Origin of the sequence: Wenxinia saemankumensis, from assembly GCF_900141735.1 — a bacterium.
In the GTDB taxonomy this organism is placed as follows: Bacteria; Pseudomonadota; Alphaproteobacteria; order Rhodobacterales; family Rhodobacteraceae; genus Wenxinia; species Wenxinia saemankumensis.
On sequence record NZ_FQYO01000007.1, the window covers coordinates 99009 to 116491 of the forward strand.

The 17483-nt window shown below is 71.5% G+C and carries 16 protein-coding genes; 7 read left to right on the forward strand and 9 right to left on the reverse strand.

Annotated features, from left to right (window positions below; all coding sequences use genetic code 11):
• Positions 1-193 precede the first annotated feature (193 nt).
• Complete coding sequence (locus BUE30_RS16420; RefSeq protein ID WP_073334061.1) at positions 194-580, forward strand: response regulator; 387 nt, start codon at positions 194-196, stop codon at positions 578-580.
• 36 nt (positions 581-616) lie between these two features.
• On the opposite strand, the gene BUE30_RS16425 is transcribed toward BUE30_RS16420, so the two are convergent.
• Positions 617-1192 (reverse strand): response regulator, encoded by a 576-nt coding sequence (locus tag BUE30_RS16425; RefSeq protein WP_073334063.1) that lies wholly within the window; start codon positions 1190-1192, stop codon positions 617-619.
• A 163-nt stretch (positions 1193-1355) separates the two neighbouring features.
• Here BUE30_RS16425 and BUE30_RS17895 point away from each other — a divergent pair, with 163 nt between their 5' ends.
• A complete protein-coding gene (locus BUE30_RS17895) occupies positions 1356-1520 on the forward strand; it encodes a hypothetical protein (RefSeq protein ID WP_170865665.1) in 165 nt (54 codons plus the stop codon).
• A gap of 1409 nt (positions 1521-2929) precedes the next feature.
• Here the strand turns inward: BUE30_RS17895 and BUE30_RS16430 are convergent.
• The 8 genes from BUE30_RS16430 to BUE30_RS16465 form a co-directional block, all read right to left on the reverse strand.
• Positions 2930-3499, reverse strand: coding sequence for a class I SAM-dependent methyltransferase (locus BUE30_RS16430; protein ID WP_073334066.1), 570 nt, complete (start codon positions 3497-3499; stop codon positions 2930-2932).
• Positions 3496-4218 (reverse strand): PIG-L deacetylase family protein, encoded by a 723-nt coding sequence (locus tag BUE30_RS16435; protein WP_083601447.1) that lies wholly within the window; start codon positions 4216-4218, stop codon positions 3496-3498. The genes BUE30_RS16430 and BUE30_RS16435 overlap by 4 nt, the downstream gene beginning before the upstream one ends.
• Entirely contained in the window at positions 4202-5278 is a 1077-nt protein-coding gene (locus BUE30_RS16440; RefSeq protein WP_083601448.1) for an acyl-CoA dehydrogenase family protein, read from the reverse strand. Before BUE30_RS16440 ends, BUE30_RS16435 begins: the two co-directional genes overlap by 17 nt.
• Entirely contained in the window at positions 5275-6237 is a 963-nt protein-coding gene (locus tag BUE30_RS16445; RefSeq protein WP_073334068.1) for a glycosyltransferase family 2 protein, read from the reverse strand. Before BUE30_RS16445 ends, BUE30_RS16440 begins: the two co-directional genes overlap by 4 nt.
• Before the next feature lie 32 nt (positions 6238-6269).
• Positions 6270-7316, reverse strand: a complete 1047-nt coding sequence (locus tag BUE30_RS16450; protein WP_073334071.1) for a glycosyltransferase — start codon at positions 7314-7316, stop codon at positions 6270-6272.
• Between the two features lie 208 nt (positions 7317-7524).
• Positions 7525-8352, reverse strand: a complete 828-nt coding sequence (locus BUE30_RS16455) for a manganese catalase family protein (RefSeq protein ID WP_073334073.1) — start codon at positions 8350-8352, stop codon at positions 7525-7527.
• A gap of 217 nt (positions 8353-8569) precedes the next feature.
• Positions 8570-9295, reverse strand: a complete 726-nt coding sequence (locus BUE30_RS16460; protein WP_073334076.1) for a Crp/Fnr family transcriptional regulator — start codon at positions 9293-9295, stop codon at positions 8570-8572.
• A 332-nt stretch (positions 9296-9627) separates the two neighbouring features.
• Entirely contained in the window at positions 9628-11772 is a 2145-nt protein-coding gene (locus tag BUE30_RS16465) for an esterase-like activity of phytase family protein (RefSeq protein ID WP_073334078.1), read from the reverse strand.
• Between the two features lie 339 nt (positions 11773-12111).
• On the opposite strand from BUE30_RS16465, the gene BUE30_RS16470 reads away from it, so the two are divergent.
• The 5 genes from BUE30_RS16470 to BUE30_RS16490 all read left to right on the forward strand — a co-directional run bounded on the left by BUE30_RS16470 (position 12112) and on the right by BUE30_RS16490 (position 17382).
• On the forward strand, positions 12112-13419 hold the full coding sequence (locus BUE30_RS16470; RefSeq protein WP_073334081.1) for an extracellular solute-binding protein: 1308 nt from the start codon (positions 12112-12114) through the stop codon (positions 13417-13419).
• A gap of 104 nt (positions 13420-13523) precedes the next feature.
• Positions 13524-14405, forward strand: coding sequence for an ABC transporter permease subunit (locus BUE30_RS16475; protein ID WP_073334084.1), 882 nt, complete (start codon positions 13524-13526; stop codon positions 14403-14405).
• Between the two features lie 14 nt (positions 14406-14419).
• Positions 14420-15325: an ABC transporter permease subunit gene (locus BUE30_RS16480; RefSeq protein ID WP_073334086.1), complete on the forward strand. Its 906-nt coding sequence runs from the start codon at positions 14420-14422 to the stop codon at positions 15323-15325.
• Between the two features lie 12 nt (positions 15326-15337).
• Positions 15338-16381: an ABC transporter ATP-binding protein gene (locus BUE30_RS16485; RefSeq protein ID WP_073334089.1), complete on the forward strand. Its 1044-nt coding sequence runs from the start codon at positions 15338-15340 to the stop codon at positions 16379-16381.
• Entirely contained in the window at positions 16378-17382 is a 1005-nt protein-coding gene (locus tag BUE30_RS16490; protein ID WP_073334092.1) for an endonuclease/exonuclease/phosphatase family protein, read from the forward strand. The genes BUE30_RS16485 and BUE30_RS16490 overlap by 4 nt, the downstream gene beginning before the upstream one ends.
• Positions 17383-17483 lie beyond the last annotated feature (101 nt).

The window sequence follows — 17483 nt, forward strand, 5'->3', positions numbered from 1 at the left end:
ATCGTGCGGCGTCGGCCCCGGGCAGGCGACGGCAGGTTCAGAGCGGCGGCCCGGCAGGCCCCGGAAAAGCCGTCGCGCGGCGCCGGATCAATTCCCGCCCGATTTTGTTCGGGGAAACGACCCGCCCGCGGCGCCGGCCGGTATCGGATCGGTCCGCGCCTTCGTCCGGCGGCAAGCCACCACGGGAGACCCGATGTCCGAACCCGATCTCACCGGTCGACGCATCCTCGTCGTCGAGGACGAATACGTCATAGCCGACGCGTTCCGCGCCGAGCTCGAGCTGCGCGGCGCCGTCGTGGTCGGTCCGGCCCCGGACATCCGGCAGGGCATGGCCATGATGCAGGCCGAACCGATGCTCGACGCCGCCCTGCTCGACATCAACTTGCAGGGGGAGATGGCCTTCGACCTGGCCGACGCGCTGATCGAGCGCGGCGTGCCGCTGCTGATCGCCAGCGGATACGACGCGCGGGTGATTCCGGACCGGTTCTCGGAAGTCTGCCGGTACGAGAAGCCGGTCGCCGTGTCGGAACTCGTCCAGACGCTTGGCACCCTGATCGGGCGCGACCCGGCGAAGCTCTAGCGCCGAGCCGACCCCCGTCCGCCGGGACGGGCCCGGTCAGCTCAGGTGCCGACCGGGATGCCGCCGATGTTCGCGCGCCAGCAGGTCCAGCAGCCATTTCGCCGTGTCCGGCGGGAACGAACGCTCCTCCAAGGACGCGACGGCCCGCATGAGCGTCGCCTCGACGAGGCGGTCCGATGCCTGCTCGTCCATGAGCAGCTGCCGCGCGCGCAGTCTCAGCAGCGGCAGGAGATCCTCGATATCCGTATCCGTCCCGGCCGGGCGGGCGTCCATCCGGTGCAGCAGGTCGATCAGGGTCGTCGGTCGGCAGGGTTTCGAGACGTAGCGCGCATGGTTGAGATGGGGCGGCAGGCGCGCGCGAGAGATCCCGGAATAGAAGATGAACGGAGTCCCGTGCCGGGCCAGCAGGTCGGCGATGGCGAAGGAGGTGCGCTCGCCCACCCTGATATCGAGGATCGCGGCGCGCGCCTCGCCGAGATGCTGCAGGGCCAGATCGACGTCGGGAAAGGGTCCGACGACCTGATCGCCGTGCGCGCGCACGGCCTTGGCGATGTCCTGGGCGATGAAGTAATCGTCCTCGACGATCAGGATCGGCAGTCCTCTGCGGCCCATCGAGCACCTCGCGTCTGCCGGACCGGAAACGACTGCGGCGGCCCTTCCGCTTTCAGGGATCAGTTTGTCACGATCATGTTCCGATGGCGAGTGGAAGCCTGCCCCGGGTTGGATTTCCTGCGCCGCGGGGCCTAGATCGAGGTCAGGTAGGCGGAATGACGATATGGAACAGGACAGCCAGGATCCGACCCGCGTCGGGGATCAGGTCGACGAGGAATTGCAGCGCAAGCTTCGGGAGATCACGGCCGAGGAAACGCCGGAGCGACTGAGGTTGCTGGCGCGTCATCTCCAGCGGCTGATCGACGAGGCGGACCGGACGGACGGCTGACGCCGCCCGGTCCTCGGCCGATTCCCGCCGTCGACGGGCCGGGGCGCCCGGATCCCGACAGGCAAGGCGGGAGAGGGCCGTGCTCTCCGGCGGATGATTCGTGTCCGCACCGGGTCCTTCGGCCGATCCGGCACGTGGTCGGGCACGGCCGGATGCCGGTGGCGTTCGTAGCGCCGCATTGATGAGGCGCCGGGATCCAGTCCTTCGGAGGGAGCTCGCCGGACGGACCGGCTGATCGGCCGGGGCCCCCCGGACCGGGCCGGAGCGCGGCGCTTTCCGGTGTCGCTGCCGGGGCACGCCGACGGGCGGCGCCTCATCGGGACGAGACCCGGGCGCCCGGACATACGATCACATGAGAGGCGCAACGTCCTCGATCGCGTAAGGGGTGCCGGCGAGGCGACCCGGCGGACCCGCCGGGATCGCCTGCGCTGCTCAGGCGGGCGCGAGCCAGACGCCCGCGCCGAGGATCACCGCCAGGGCGAGCAGCATGACGAGCCAGTTGCGCAGGGTCGTCCAGTCCGTTCCGGTCGCCGGCGCCTGCACGCGCAGGCAGATCGGGCAGAGGGGTTCGTTCGCCGGGACTGAGGTGCCGCAGCCGCGGCAGGTCGGACCCTCTTCGGCAGGGCTGGCGGTCGCCTGACGCGAGGCGCCCTCGCTTGCGGGAGGCGGAACCGGGATCGGCAAGGGGAGCGTGAGGGACGGGGACGGGGAGGTGGAGCGATGCCACATGGGAGGGGATCCGGGACAGGGCCAGGGGCGCGCGCACGCGGCGGGCGGCCCTCGGGGCCAAGGGGGGAATGGAGGATGGAGGACGAAGGCGGCGCTTCGGCGGCCGGGCAGCGCCCTTGCCCCGGCGGGGCGGGCGCGTCAGGCCGGGGGCGGCGGGGCCTGCGACGGCGGGCGCGCGGGGCGGAAGCTCCGCAGCGGGACCGCCTGCCGCGCAGGGGGGCCCAGTCCGCAGGGCGAGCCGGAACGATTGGAAAGGACGGATCGGCCCGCGCAGGGGGCCGGTCCCGGTGGACCAGCGGGGCGGGGCTCGACGCGGCACTCGCCTCGCTGGAGCGCCGCCGGGCCCTGGATGACGGCCAGGGCGGCGGCGCCGCCGGGCAGGTCGAGGCCCGAGGGGGATACCGTCAGCCGCGCCGTCCCGTGCGCCCCGGAAGCAGGCAAGGCGAGAAGGCCGAGCGCAAGGCAGAGCGCGGCCATCACGCGCAGCCAGCGCAGGATCAGCCCGTCATCGCGATGGCGCCCGTCGATCATCCCGGCAAGATCGGAGGGGCCGCGATCCCCCGCAAGGGGCGGCGCGGAGCGCCCGGAAATAATCCTTTCCCCGGCCCCTCGCGAATGGCCGTTCCGGCATCGTCCCGTCCCGCGCTGCCGGCGCGGCCGCCCCTCCCGGTCGGTCCGGCCTACCGCAAGCGCCAGATCGACGCGGCATAGGCGTCGGTCTCGTGCCCGTCCGTCATGTCGAAGGGCGCGATCCCGTTCAGGCGATCGACGAACAGCGACTGCGCGGCCCTGCCATCGAGTTCGGTCTCCGTTGGACCGAGCCAGCAGCACAGGAGGAGGGTGCCCCCGGGGGCGAGGGACGACGCGACGCGCGACGCGGTGAGGGCGATATCCTCCGCGTCGAGGAAGTAGAGGAATTCCGACAGCACGATGAGGTCCCAGCCGCCGTCCGGCCAGTCGCGGGGCAGATGCGCGACGCGGAACTCCGCGTTGGCGATCCGGCGGGCCCGGGCGCGGTCGATGGCGGCCCGGGCCGTGTCCAGGCCGAGGAACCGCCCGCACCGCGCTGCCAGCGCCTCGCTCATCACCCCGATGGAGCAGCCGAGTTCCAGCCCGCGCGCGAAGCGCTCCTCCGGCAGGAGGTCCAGGCAGGCGCGCAGCTTCGCGGCCTCGTAGGCGCTGGTCTCGAAGCCCCAGGGATCGGGGTCGGCGGCGTAGAGCCTGTCGAAATGGGCGGGATCGGTGCTCATGCCGGGATGAAGATCTCGTCGGTGTCGACGAAGTGGCGCTGGACCTCCTCCGGCATGACGAAGCCGCCGCCATCGTCGTCGATCAGCGCGGTCATCTGCGACAGATGCGCCGCCACGGCGGCGCGCTTCCTCTCGCGCCAGGGGGTCGTTCCGAACCGGACCACGCGGTCCGGGATGTCCCATGACGTCTCGAACCGGCCCCAGACCGGGCAGCCCCAGACCCGCGCCCCGATCCGGGGGGCGAGCCAGCGGGCAAGGCGCCAGACCCGCTGGTGGTCGGGGTGGGGATCGCCGCCCCATGTCGTCCAGATCGAGGTGATCCCCCGCAGCGGCGCCAGCCGCCCCTCGATCTCCTCGAACGCGGCCGGACCATCCGGCGCGGCGTCGTCGGGATAGCCGAGCCAGTCGGGGACGAGCCGCCCCTCGCTCAGGATCGCGACGGCCCTGTCGACCTCGCCATGACGGAGTTCGGCCAGGATTCCGGGCGGATCGCTCGTCGAGGAGGGGTGCGAACGGGAGCCGTCCGTCACGATCACGACGCGGACCCGTCGTCCCGTCTCCATCGCCGCCGCGATCGCGCCGCCGCAGGCGAGGCTCTCGTCGTCGGGATGCGGGGCGAGGACGAGGACATCCCCCTCGCCGGTCAGCTCTTCGAGTTCCGGCTCGGGGGCCGTGGCCGCGGCCCTCAGCAGGGCGGTATCCTCACGGAAGGGCGTCATCGGCCCCCCAGGTCTCGCCGATGGCGCCGCCGGCGCAGACGGCCTGCCCGGCACGCGTGAGCTTTCCGTCCAGATCCGCCTGCCGGAGGAAGAAGGCGAGGTCGCGGCGCACCCGCTCCACCTCTGTTCCCTCGACGAAGGCGCGCGTGCCGAGCAGGCGCTCGACCTCGCCCATGCCGGTGAGGCAGGCCTCCTCCACGCTCTCGCGGGCGAGCAGGGCCAGCGAGACCTCGGCCTCACCGGCCCGTGGTCCGGCCGTGGCGCGGGCGGCCGCCTCCACCATCAACCGGGCGGCATGGGTGCGGGCGGCGAGCCGGGCCAGGCGGTGCAGCCGCGCCTCGGTCGGGTCGCGCCGGACGGCCTGCCGGGCCGCCTCGACCAGCGCCTCGAGCCCGCCCACCTGCAGGGCGGCGTAGCGCCAGACGCCCCCCTGGAAGTGCGGCTCGCGCTCGTAATCGCCCGCGCGGCCGAGCTCCTCGCCCTCCAGCCCGTCGAGGCCGAACGTCCCCGAGGCCGTCGCCCGCATTCCGGGCACGGCCCATCCCGAGATGTCGGCCCGGCTGGGATCGCTCGCCGGGACCAGCGCGAGCCGCGTTCCATCCGCCCCGCCGACGGTGACGATCGCGGTGCCGACGAGGCCGAGGCCCGAGGCGAAGCTCTTGGTCCCCGATAGGGTGAGGCGCCCGTCGAACGCCTCCCGAATGGTGGCCGGATCCTCGCGCTCGGCGCCCCAGACGCCATGCAGCGCCCAGCGGCACTGGGCGAGCAGGGCGTGCTTGCGGGGGCAGGAGGCGTAGAGGCGGATCAGCGCCACCGCATTCATGTGCCCCTCGACCAGCCGCCCGACGGACAGGCTGGCCCGCCCGATCCGGCGCAGCCATGTCGCCTGCCAGAGCGGGTCGCCCGGCTCGGCCAGCGCATCGAGAAGCCCGCAGGCCCGCAGGTCCGAGATGTCCTGTGACAGGTCGGCCCGGCCCTCGTCCGCGGCAAGCGCCCGCGCCCGGATGTTGTCCAGCGCCTCGGCCGGGGCCGGGCAGGTCGGCGGGATATCCAGCGTCATGCCGGGACCTCCGGCTCCGTCAGGCGCGCGGCCTCCACCCGCAGGCGGGGCAGCTCGCGGCACAGGTCCGACAGGCGCATCCGGGGCGCGCGCAGCGCGGGATCGGCTGTCTCGCGCGCCGCCCAGAGCGGACCGTAGGCCCGCTGGTCCCGCCCCGCCCGCAGCTCGGCCGAGGTCCGGGCCCGCCGCAGCAGCACCTCCACCGGCATCAGCATCTCGTCCACCCATGGGTCCTCCTCCGTGATGCGGCGGCGCAGCGCCCCGGCCATGCCGCCGTCCGCCCGGCCGTCTAGCCGGCACGACGTCGTGACCCGCACCCGCCAGGAATGGCGCACCCGCAGGCCGGCGGCACCGGCGGCGCGGACGAAGGCGCGGTCCTCCCCGGTGGCCAGCAGCGGCATCTCGATCAGGTCCAGCACACCGCGCCGGAAGGCGAGGCTGGCCCCCGCCGCGTTCAGATGGGCGGGATGGGGATCGTGCGGAACCGGGTCGATCAGGGCCCCGATCCGGCGGGACAGCGCCTCGTATTCGCCCTCGACCCGGCCCTTGCCGGCGATGACGGGGGGCAGGGCGGCCGCCTCCTCCGGGTCGGGGAGGATCGTGCCGCAGATCACGTCGGCCCGGTCCAGCTCGAAGAGGTTCGCGCGGACCCAGTCCGGCGCGACGCGGCTGTCGGCGTCGGTCGTCATGACGGCCCCGCCCGGGGCGAGCCGGTCCAGCGCCGCCCGGATCGCGAGCCGCCTTGCCCAGCCGACGCCCCCGCCGGCGGGGGGAAAGCGCTGCTCCAGCACCAGCCCCGGGCAGCCCAGGGCCGAGAGCCGGTCCCGGGCGATGTCGGCCGTCGCGTCCGCCGCGCCGTTCACCATGACGACCACCCCGCCCCGTCCCTCCAGCGCCGCGGCTACGGAGTCGAGGCATGCGCCGATGCGCTCGGCCTCGTCCCGGGCGGGGATCGTCACGGCGACGGTCCAGGGACAAGGCGCCGCGCCCCTCATTCGGCGGCCGCCATCGCCGGCCGGGCGCCGAGGCCCAGACGATCCAGCCAGGCCAGCCGGACCCGCGAGAGGCGGAACTCGTCACGCCCCGCGACATCCGGCGGATGGTCCCGCCACGCGCGAAGCCGCTCCAGGATCTGCGCCGGGTCGCGCACGTCGACCAGCTGCGACGGATCGCTCGCCACGGCATCGTTCGCGCCGAGACGGCGATGCAGCAGGGCCGGGCAGCCGAGCGCGTTCGCCTCGGCCACGACGAGGCCGAAGGTCTCGGCGAACATCGTCTGCGGATAGAAGAGGCAGAGCGCGCGGCGCATCAGGGCGTGCAGCCGCGGCGGCTCCAGCCGGCCCAGCATCTCCACCCCGTCCGGGACCGGCCCGGTCCGCCAGCGCAGGTAGCCCGGATCCGCCACCGCGAGCCGCAGGTCCGGCAACTCGGCCCGCGCCGCGGCGAAGGCGGTAAAGACCTGGTCCAGCCCCTTGTGCGGCGAGGAGGCGAAGAGCAGCAGGTCCGGGTCGCGCGGCGTGGCGTCGGGGACGAGGTCGTCGGGAATGGGATTGGGCACGACGTCGATCCGCGGCGTCGGCGCCCCCGCCCGGCGGACCAGATGGTCGGCCAGCGCAGCCGAGACGCAGACCACCCCGATGCCCGCCTGCGCGAGCGCCGGCCCCATGCCGCGATTGTGGCGGCCGGGAAAGACGTGAAGCCAGACCGCGATCTCCGCCTCGGGGTGGAGACGCCGCAGCTTCAGCGCGACCTTCCACGAATTGATGACGACGATGCGGGCCGGATCGCCCGGCAGGGGCCGCGCAAGGTCGAGCGGGGCGAAACGGACGGGGCCCCGCCGGTCGGTGTCCTGCCGGGCCGCCTGCCGGACGTCGACCTCGATGCCGAGCGCCATGACGACGGCGATCACCGTCGCCTCGGTCCCGCCGAGGCCGATCAGGCTGTCGTTCCGGTCGGAATAGGGGTGCGGCGCCAACGTGTCGACGATGGCCAGGGGGACCTGCCCTGCAGGGTGTCGCCTCTCGATCGGGGCCGCCATCTCGTGTCCTTTTCGCCTATCACGACCCGGCCGTCTCGCCGGGCCGCGCGGATCGGTCGGCGGGGGCGGGGGCCGCATCGCCCCGGCCCCCGCCGTGGTCGGAATGTCCCGCGGCGGCGGCGTTCCCAAGGCAGGGCTGGCCCCCAACAAGCCGGGAGGTCCGATGTTCCCGGCGGGGGAGGCCGTCGAGCGTCGCGGGAAAGCGTCCCTACATCTGTTCCTTCTGGGCGCCGGACCCCTCGCGCGCCTTGCCGAGATCGGGCTTCTGGCCCTGCGGCTCGGGCTTCTCCTTCGCCATGTAGGTGCCGCGGCCGTCCATCGTCGGCCCGCCATTCGTCCACACGCCCTGGGGCGTCGGCTCGTCGAGCGAGGTGTTGAGGAAGTAGTAGCTGTGCTCCATCGCCTCGTGACTCTCGGGCGTGGAATTGGGGATCGGGGTGCAGGCCTCGATCCCGCCCAGCTCCTCGATCACGGCCATCCATTGCTGCTGGTGCATCGTGTCGCGGGCGATCAGGAAGGACAGCATGTCCTTCATCCCGGCATCGTCGGTCATGTTGTAGAGCCGGCTGGCCAGAACCCGGCCCGACGATTCCGCCATCGCGTTGGCCAGCATGTCGGCGGCGATGTTGCCGGTGGCGTAGACATGGCTCATGTCGAAGGGCACGCCGTTCGAGTTCACGGGCATCGCCGACAGGCCCGAGGACAGGACGTGGCGTGGGTTCATCCCGCCCATGATCGCGCCGACGACGCTGTCCTGCGCCGCCGCCTCCTGCTGGCTCAGCGGCGCGGTCTGCAGGTTGAGCGCGACGGCATGGCCGAGGAACTCGATATGGCTCAGCTCCTCGGTCGCGGTCATCATCAGCATGTCGCGGAACTTGCTGTCGCCGCGCGCGCCCATCGCCTGGAAGAGATACTGCATCGCGACGCGGATCTCGCCCTCGACGCCGCCGATCGCCTGCTGGAGGTATTTCGCGAAGACTGGATCGGGCGTGTCGACCCGGACTTCGTATTGCAGCTTGCTGGAATGGTGGAACATCGGTCTGGACCCTTTGCTGAAAGGCGCCCGCGCCCCACCCGGCGGAACCGGCACGGGACATGCCGGGCCGCAGGGGGGGACGTGCGGGTCATCTGCACGCGCGCCGGCGGGCCGGTCGGTCCCCGGGCGCAGGGGTCAGGTAGAGGCCGCCGGGGGTCCGGACACAAAAGTTAACAAATGTAAAGCCCGGCGTGAGGTCGGCCGGCCGGCCGGGCGGTCACGCAGGCAAATCGCCCAGCTCGAGATAGGCCGGGTCGAAGCCGCAGATCCGGGCGAGACGGTCCGGATCGGGCAGGTGGATCCGTCCGTTCTGCCAGGTCAGCAGACCTTCCTCGCGCAGGTCGCGGATTGCGCGGTTCATGTGGACGGCGGAATAGCCGAGGATCTCCGCCAGCGTGCGCTGGTCGAAGGGCACGTCGAACGCCTCCGGCGCCGGTCCGGTCCCCGTCGATATCCGCGCCCGCAATTCGCAGAAGAAATGCCCGGTCCGTCGTGCCGCGGGCAGGGCGCTGCGGACCGCGATCCAGACCCTGTGGATCTTGGCGTCGATCAGCGTGGCGAGCCAGAGGTGCCGGGCGAGGGTCGGATGGCTCTCGGTCAGGGCGCGCAGCGCCTCGGCCGGAACGAACTCGACTTCGGCGGGGCCGATGGTCGTCACGTCGTGGTCCAGATGGTGCAGAAGGGCCGCGTGCAGGTCGAGGAACTCCCCCGTGACCTGGATCGCCGAGACGACGGGCCGGCGCCCCGGGATCCGGTGCTGGCGCATCGTCATGCCCCGGACGAGCAGGCAGCTTTCATCGGGCGCCGGGCCGGCCTCGATCAGCCGGGTCGCGGGCCCGATCCGCACCGGGCGGGAGGGCAGGGCGGCGAGCGCCGCGCGATCCCTGTCCGACACGGGTCCGCGGCGGGCGAGGTCGCGGGCGAGCAGTTCGTGAGCTTGCATGACATCTGCGTATTGGCAAAGCCGGAACCCGGCAAGCCGGGTTCGGGCCCGATCCGAAAGTTGCGGAACAGCTTCGCGGCGGCGCGCCCGTCCGTCCCCCCTGGGGGGCCTCCGGCCAGACGGGGCGGTCGGTCCCCGGGTCGTCGCCCGCCCGAAGGTCCGTCGCCTGGAGGAGCGGCGCCGCCCCGGGGGCGGCGGACCGGGCCGGATCCGGGCCGGATCCGGGGCGGGTCCGGGGCGGGTGCCCCCGCGAGGCAAAGGGGCGGGTCACGTGGTCCCGGGCGGCCGGTGGAGCGGCGCCCGCGCGGCGCCGCTCCCGTCGATCCCGGACCCTAGAGCGACAGACGGAAGAACAGCGTCTCGCCGGAGCTGTCGTCGACACCGTCGTTGTCGGTCACCACGTAGGCCGTGCCGTCCGCGCTGAAGGCCATGCCCTCGACCTTGTCCACCGCGTAGCCGCCGGTGGCGGTCAGGTCGGGCAGCAGGTCGCGGACGATCTCCTTCTCCACCACCGGCAACTCGCCGCCGAGCGGGGCGGGGGTGACGCCGTCGAGGGACACGCGAGTGATCAGCTTCACCCGCGCCGCCGCGCCGATCTGGTTGTCGCGCTCGATGAGGTAGAGGGCGCCGTCATGGGCGACGATCTCGGAGAGGCCGATCCAGCCGGTCTCGGTGGCTTCGAGCGGGTAGGCGACGGCGGTCCACTCGCCGGTCTCCGGCGCGTAGTTCAGCAGCTTCACGGTGCCGTCCTCGTCGTCCGCCCAGGCGCGCTGGACGGCCATCCAGAGCGTGCCGTCCTCGGCCAGCGTGATGCCCTCGAGACCGTTGGTCGTCGCGCCCGCCACCAGGTCCGCCGGCAGGTCCACCGTCTCGATGATCGCGCCGTCGGCGCCGACATGCCAGATCACCTGGGGGCGGCCGTTCTCGGCGTGGCCCTCGTTGGCGATCCAGAACCCGCCCGCCCCGTCGGAGGTGATCCCCTCCATGTCGATGCCCTCGGGCGCCGCTCCGTCCAGCGTGACGGGCGTGGCCGACACGATACGGGCCGGCTCGGCGGACGGATCGATGGCGAAGAGCGTGGGAGAGCCGGCATAGAAGCTGTCGTTCACCGCGTAGAGCATCCCGTCCTCGCCCGCCGCGAGGCCGGAGAGGGCGCCCCAGCCGATCAGCTCGTCCGCACCGGCGGAGGTCAGCATGGGATAGGAGGGCGCGCCCTGTCCGTAGTCGAACAGCAACACATGCGCCCGGGCGCCGCCATCGGCGCCGAGGTCGGTCTCGTTGGCCGAGATCAGGAGGTTCCGCTCGGGGATCGCCACGTAGCCCTCGGGGCCGATGCCGGAGGGCAGGATCTGCGTCAGCACGGGATCGGCCGGATCCGTCACGTCGTAGACCCCGACGGCCGAGCCGCGCTCGGACCCGACGAACACCATCGGCACGCCGCCGAAGGTCGCGACCTCGATCGACTCTGGCTCGACGCCCTTGTTCTCGGACCGGCCCTCCGGGTAGTGGCCGATCTCGACCAGCGCATGCTCGAACGTGTTGCCGGAGTCCCAGACGACGGTGCCGTCCTGGGCGAAGATCGTCCAGCCGCGGCTGCCGCCGTCCATGTCGCCCTCGTTGGCGGTGGCGAAGTGGTCGGCGTCGATCCAGCCCACGGCGTCGGGCTCGCGCACCACGCCGGCGAGACCTTCGGTGAAGGACAGGGCGTCGTCCTCGGTCGCGTCGACGCCCTCGAGATCGACCGCCCCGGCGGAGAAGCTGGAGAGGATGTCGCCCTCCGGCGAGACGACCACGATCCAGTTGTTCTCCTGCAGGGTCAGCACGATCTCGCCTTCGGCGTTGATGTCGACGAATTCGGGCTCGGGATCCTCGGGGGCGATGTCGGCGAGGCCGGTGAGGTCGACCTGCACGATGCCCGCGCAATCGGGGGTGCCGCCATCGACGGGCACGATGGAGAGCCAGCCGGCCGGAAGCTGACCGACCCGGCCGTCGTCCAGGTCCTCGTCCCGTTCGTTCTCGATCGCGACGGCGACGAAGCTGCCGTCCGGCGCCGCGGCGACGCTGTCGGGCTGGCCGCCGAGGTCGCAGGAATAGGCCTCGACCCGGGTCTGCAGGTCGATGACGGCAAGGCGGCCGGACGGGGCCGTGTAGCTCTCGGAGGTGTTGACGCCGACGAAGGCGGCGGTGTCGATCACCGCGACCGCGGTTGGCTCGCCGCCGAGGTCGAGCTCGCCGGCGGGCTGCGGGTTCGCGGGATCGGCGATGTCGATCATGCCGATGACGCCCGCGGGGCTGTTGGAATAGACCAGCGTCATGCCGTCGCCCGTGGCGTCGATGATCTCGGCCGAGGTTTCTTCGGCCTCGCCGTTCGCGGCGACCGGAAAGCTCGCGATCCGGTTGAAGGACATGTCCTGGGCCGAGGCCGTGCCGGCGACGAGCGCGAGCAGCGAAACGAGCGGAAGGGTGGGTCTGTGCATGGTTCCCCCGGAAGTGATTGGTGACTTGGCGGAAGCGCCCATCGCACGCGTTTGCGACAGTCGCGCGACAGCCGGTCCTCGCGCGGGGCGCCGTGACGGGGATGGAGGGGGAGGGACCGGTCCCGACCATCCACCCTCGAGACCCTGGCCGGGGTCTCGGGACGCGATTGTCGTCAAACCGACATCCCCGCTTCACAGACCTGTATCCTACGGTGCCTAGGGACGCCGCGTGGACGGGGGGGACGTGACCGCGCGGTGAATCCGCATGGCGCAGGCCCTCGTCCGGTCCGCCGGTCCGGCAGATGCCGGGCGCGGCCCGAATTGCATCGAGGGGAACACATGCAGCGACACTTCATCCTTCCGGCGGCCGCGACCTTCGCGCTGCTCGGCTCCACCGCCATGGCACAGGTCGAGATCACCTGGTGGCACGGCATGGGCGGCCAGCTCGGCGAGGTCGTCAACGAGATCGCGACCGGCTTCAACGAGAGCCAGGACGAGTACACGATCACCCCGGTCTTCCGCGGCTCCTACGAAGAGACGCTGACCGCCGCCATCGCCGCCTTCCGCGCGGGCGAGCAGCCCAACGTCGTGCAGGTCTTCGACGCCGGCGCCGCCACCGTGATCGGCGCGCAGGGCGCCACGATCCCGGTGCAGGACCTGCTGGAGCAGAACGGCGCCGGGTTCGACATCGAGGCCTATATTCCCGGTGTGCGCTACTTCTACGCCGACACGGACGGCAAGATGATCGGCATGCCGTTCAACTCGTCCTCGCCGGTGCTCTACTACAACGAGACCGCGCTCGAGGAGGCCGGCGTCGAGGTGCCGCAGACCTACGAGGACTTCGAGCAGATCGCCCCGGCGCTGCGCGATGCGGGCTACATCCCGCTCGTCCAGACGCACCTGCCCTGGGAGATGGTCGAGAACTTCCACTCGCGCCACGACCTGCCCTTCGCCACCAACGACAACGGCTACGAGGGCGCCGAGGGGACCGAGATCCTGATCGACTCGCCCGAGATGGCGATGCACTTCACCAAGCTGAAGGAATGGCTCGATGCCGGGCTGTTCGGCTTCTACGGCACCAGCTGGGACGACAACCAGGCACGCTTCAACGACGGCGAGGCGGCGATGTATATCGGCTCGTCCGGCGATTTCGGCGGGCTGACGGCGATGGACCTGCCCTTCGAGTTCGGCTCGTCCTTCCTGCCCTACTGGGAGAGCATCACGCCCGAGGGCTACCAGACCTTCATCGGCGGCGCCTCGCTCTTCGCGATGTCCGGCCATTCGGAGGAGGAGAACGCCGCCACGGCCGCCTTCTTCGAGTACCTGACCTCGCCCGAGGTGCAGTACATGTGGCACCGCGAGACCGGCTACGTGCCGATCACCGAGGCCGCCTACGAGATGGCGCGCGAGGACGGCCATTACGACCGCTTCCCGGCCGCCGAGACCGCGATCCGCCAGCTGTCGCTGCAATCGGGCGAGAACACCGCCGGCTACCGGATGGGGTTCTACGTGCAGATCCGCGACGTGATGAACCGCGAGCTGTCGCGCTTCCTGAACGGCGAGACCGACATCGAGGCCGCGCTCGCGACGATCGAGACCGAGGGCAACGAGCTGCTCGGCCGCTTCTCGCAGACGCTCTCGAACTGATCCGGGCTGCGTGACCCGGGCGGGCGCGGGGGACATCTCCCCGCGCCCGCGCCCGCGCCCGCGCCCGCGCCATACCCCGACCCCGACCCCGAAGGAGAGCCGCGATGAAGCGTGCCGCATTCGACCAGAAGTGGTTCCCGGTCCTGCTGCTCCTGCCGCAGCTGAGCATCATCTGCCTCTTCTTCTACTGGCCGGCCTGGCAGGCGCTGCGCTCGTCCTTCTATCTCGAGGATCCGTTCGGCTTCGGCTCCACCTTCGTGGGCTTCGAGAACTACCTGCGCCTCTTCCGCAGCGGCGAATACATGCAGACCGCGTGGTTCACGCTGGTCTTCTCGCTCAGCGTCACCTTCCTCTCGCTCGCCATCGCGCTGCTGCTGGCGGTGAAGGCGGACGGCGTGCTGCGCGGGGCGAAGACCTACCGCACGCTCCTGATGTGGGTCTATGCCGTGGCGCCGCCCGTCGCGGGCTTCCTGGCGCTCATCCTGTTCAACCAGCGCTGGGGGCCGCTGACCGAGTTCTTCCGCGCCTTCGGCTGGGACTTCCGGATCCGGCTGGACTATTTCGACACCGCCTTCGCCATGATCGCCGTGTCGGTGTGGAAGCAGATCCCGGTCAACTTCATCTTCTTCCTCTCGGGGTTGCAGTCGATCCCGAAGGCGGTGCGCGAGGCCGCGCTGATCGACAACCGCTCGGCCGTGTCGCGGTTCTGGACGGTGACCTTTCCGCTGCTCGCGCCGACCGGCTTCTTCCTGCTGATCATCAACATCACCTATTCGCTCTTCGACACGTTCGGCACGATCGACACGATCCTGCGCAACAACCCGGGCGACCAGCCGATCACGCTGACCTACCAGGTCTATCTCGACGGCTTCCGCGGACAGGACATCGGGGGCTCCTCCGCCCAGTCCGTGGTGCTGATGGTCGTCGTCCTCGCCCTCACCATCGTGCAGTTCCGCATGGTCGAGCGGCGGATCCACTACACCTGAAGGGCGCGCGACGCATGGCCGACATGACCCACGACACCCTCGCCGCCGCCGGTCCGGCGCGGCCGGCCCGGCGCAGGCTGCGCCTCTCGACGATCGGGGATCATGCGATCCTGATCGCCGGGGCGCTCCTGATGGTCGCCCCGCTCCTGATGCTGGTGCAGATGAGCACGGTGCCCGATGCCGAGATCATGCGGACCGGCCCGTCGCTCGCCATCGGCGACCGGCTCTGGCCGAACGTCCGCGCGGCCCTGACCGAGAGCATGAGCTTCTCTGGCCGGAACACCGGGCTGGCCATGTTCCGCAACTCGATGATCCTGGGGCTCGGCTTCGCCGTGGGCAAGATCGTCGTGGCGATGATGGCCGCCTATGCCATCGTCTACTTCCGCCTGCGCTTCGCCACGCTGGCCTTCTGGGCGATCTTCACCACGCTCTTGCTGCCGCTCGAGGTGCGGATCGTGCCGTCCTACGAGATCACGCAGCGGCTCGGCCTGCTGAACACGTGGACCGGCCTCATCGTGCCGCTGATCGCCTCGGCCACCGCGACCTTCTTCTTCCGTCAGTTCTTCATGTCCGTCCCGGAGGAACTGGTGGAGGCGGCGCGGATCGACGGCGCGGGGCCGGTGAAGTTCTTCGTCGACATCCTCGTGCCGCTCAGCCGCACGATGATCGCGGCGATGTTCATCATCATGTTCGTCTACGGCTGGAACCAGTATCTCTGGCCCACGATGATCGTCACCGAGGACGACCGGATCACGCTGGTGCAGGGCATCAAGCAGATCACCCAGGGCCTCGAAGGGGGCCAGATCCCCGAATACGGCCGATCGAACATCCTCGCGATCCTGGCGGTCCTGCCCCCCGTCCTGGTGGTGCTGTTCTTCCAGCGCTGGTTCGTGAAGGGCCTCACCGAAACCGACAAGTAAGGAGAGCCGCGAATGGCATCCGTGACCCTCGACGCCGTCCGCAAGGTCTATCCCGGTGGGACGGAGGCGGTGACGCCCACCACCCTGACCATCCGGGACGGCGAGTTCCTCGTCCTCGTCGGGCCCTCGGGCTGCGGCAAGTCCACCCTCCTGCGGATGATCGCGGGGCTGGAGGACATCACCGAAGGCGAGTTGCGGATCGGGGACCGCATCGTCAACGATGTCGACCCCGCCGACCGGGACATCGCGATGGTGTTCCAGAACTACGCGCTCTACCCGCACATGACCGTCCGGCGGAACATCGGCTACGGGCTGCGCAACCGTGGCGCCTCGGCGGGCGAGATCGCCCGCAAGGTGGACGAGGCGGCCGCCATGCTGAACCTTCGCGACTATCTCGACCGAAAGCCGTCGCAGCTGTCGGGCGGGCAGCGCCAGCGGATCGCGATGGGCCGCGCCATCGTCCGCGATCCCGCGCTCTTCCTCTTCGACGAGCCGCTGTCCAACCTCGACGCCAAGCTGCGCGGCCAGATGCGGATCGAGATCCGCGCCCTGCAGCGCCGGCTCGGCACGACGTCGATCTACGTGACCCACGACCAGGTCGAGGCGATGACGATGGCCGACCGGATCGTCGTCCTGAACGGCGGCCGGGTGGAGCAGGTCGGCACCCCGGCCGAGATCTACCATGCGCCCGCCTCCACCTTCGTCGCCTCGTTCATGGGGGCGCCGCCGATGAACCTGCTGACGGGCCGCTTCGAGTCCGGCGCGATCCGCCTCGATCACGGCCCGGCCCTGCGGGCCGCGCCCGGCGGCCGGTCCGGTCCGATCACCATCGGCATCCGTCCCGAGGATGTCCGTCTGGGCGAGGGGGATCACGTCTTCGACGTCGACCTGGTCGAGGAGCTGGGCGCCCACCGTCTGTTGCACGGCCGTCTCGGCGACCAGCACTTCACCGCCCACGTGCTCAAGGACATGCCGGTGCGCGAGGGGCGCCAGCCGATCGCCCTGCCGGACGCGGCCCTCGCGTTGTTCGATGCGCAGAGCGGGCAGCGGCTGTGACGCGGGTCGTTGCCGCGCTGCCGCCCGTCACCGCAGGGCAGCGGGCGGCCATCCTGGCCGCTCCTCGCGACGCCGGGTCCCACCGGGCCCTGCTGGCCGACCTGCCGGCGATGCATCTCGTCCAGGCGGGGGGCGCGCCGTCCGCGGACAGGCTGGGGGACCGGGTCAAGATGGTCGCCTGGAACGTGGAGCGCTGCCTCTTCCCGGAGGAGAGCGCGCGTCATCTCGCGGCGCTTTCCCCCGATGTCGTCCTGCTGTCCGAGATGGATCACGGCATGGCCCGCACCGCGCAGCGCCATACCACCGAGGAGGTCGCGAAAGCCCTCGGCATGACCTATGCCTTCGCGGTGGAGTTCCACGAGCTCGGCCTCGGCGGCGCGACCGAGCGGGCCTATTGCACGGACGCGGCCAACGCGCTCGGCTGGCACGGCAATGCGGTGCTGTCGCGCGTGCCGATGAGCGGCGTCCGCCTGATCCGGCTGGACGATCACGGGCACTGGTTCGACCCGGCCGGCGGCGCGGATCCCGACCAGCCGCGTGTGGGCGGACGGCTCGCCCTCGCCGCGATCCTGCCCTCCGTGCGCGGCGGGGTCTGCGTCGTCTCGACCCATCTCGAAAGCAATTCGGGCGCGGCGCATCGCGACGGGCAGATGTCCCGGCTGCTCGGCGCGGTGGATGAGTTCGCCCCCGGCCTGCCGGTCCTGATCGGCGGCGATCTCAATACCGGCAACCATCTTCCGGACGGGCGGGACTGGCGGGACGAGACCCTCTTCGCGCGGGCCGAACGGCGGGGCTACGACTGGTCCTTCAGCGCCGAGGGCCCGACCACCCGGCCGAGCCTGCTGACGCCGCATCCGGACCGGGTGATGCGCCTCGACTGGATCGCGGGCCGGGGCCTGACCTGCCTCGACCGCGGGACGCTGGCCTCCCTGGATCCGGGAGGTCGCCCCCTGTCCGATCACGACGCCGTCTGGTGCGCCGCGGAACCCGCGCCCCGCTGACGGGGCCCCGAAGACGGCGAGAAGCGGGCACCTGCCCCCGCGCCCCTGACGCGCCGCGCCGGTTCCCCCCGGGCAGGGTCCGGTCGGGATCGCCTTGACCG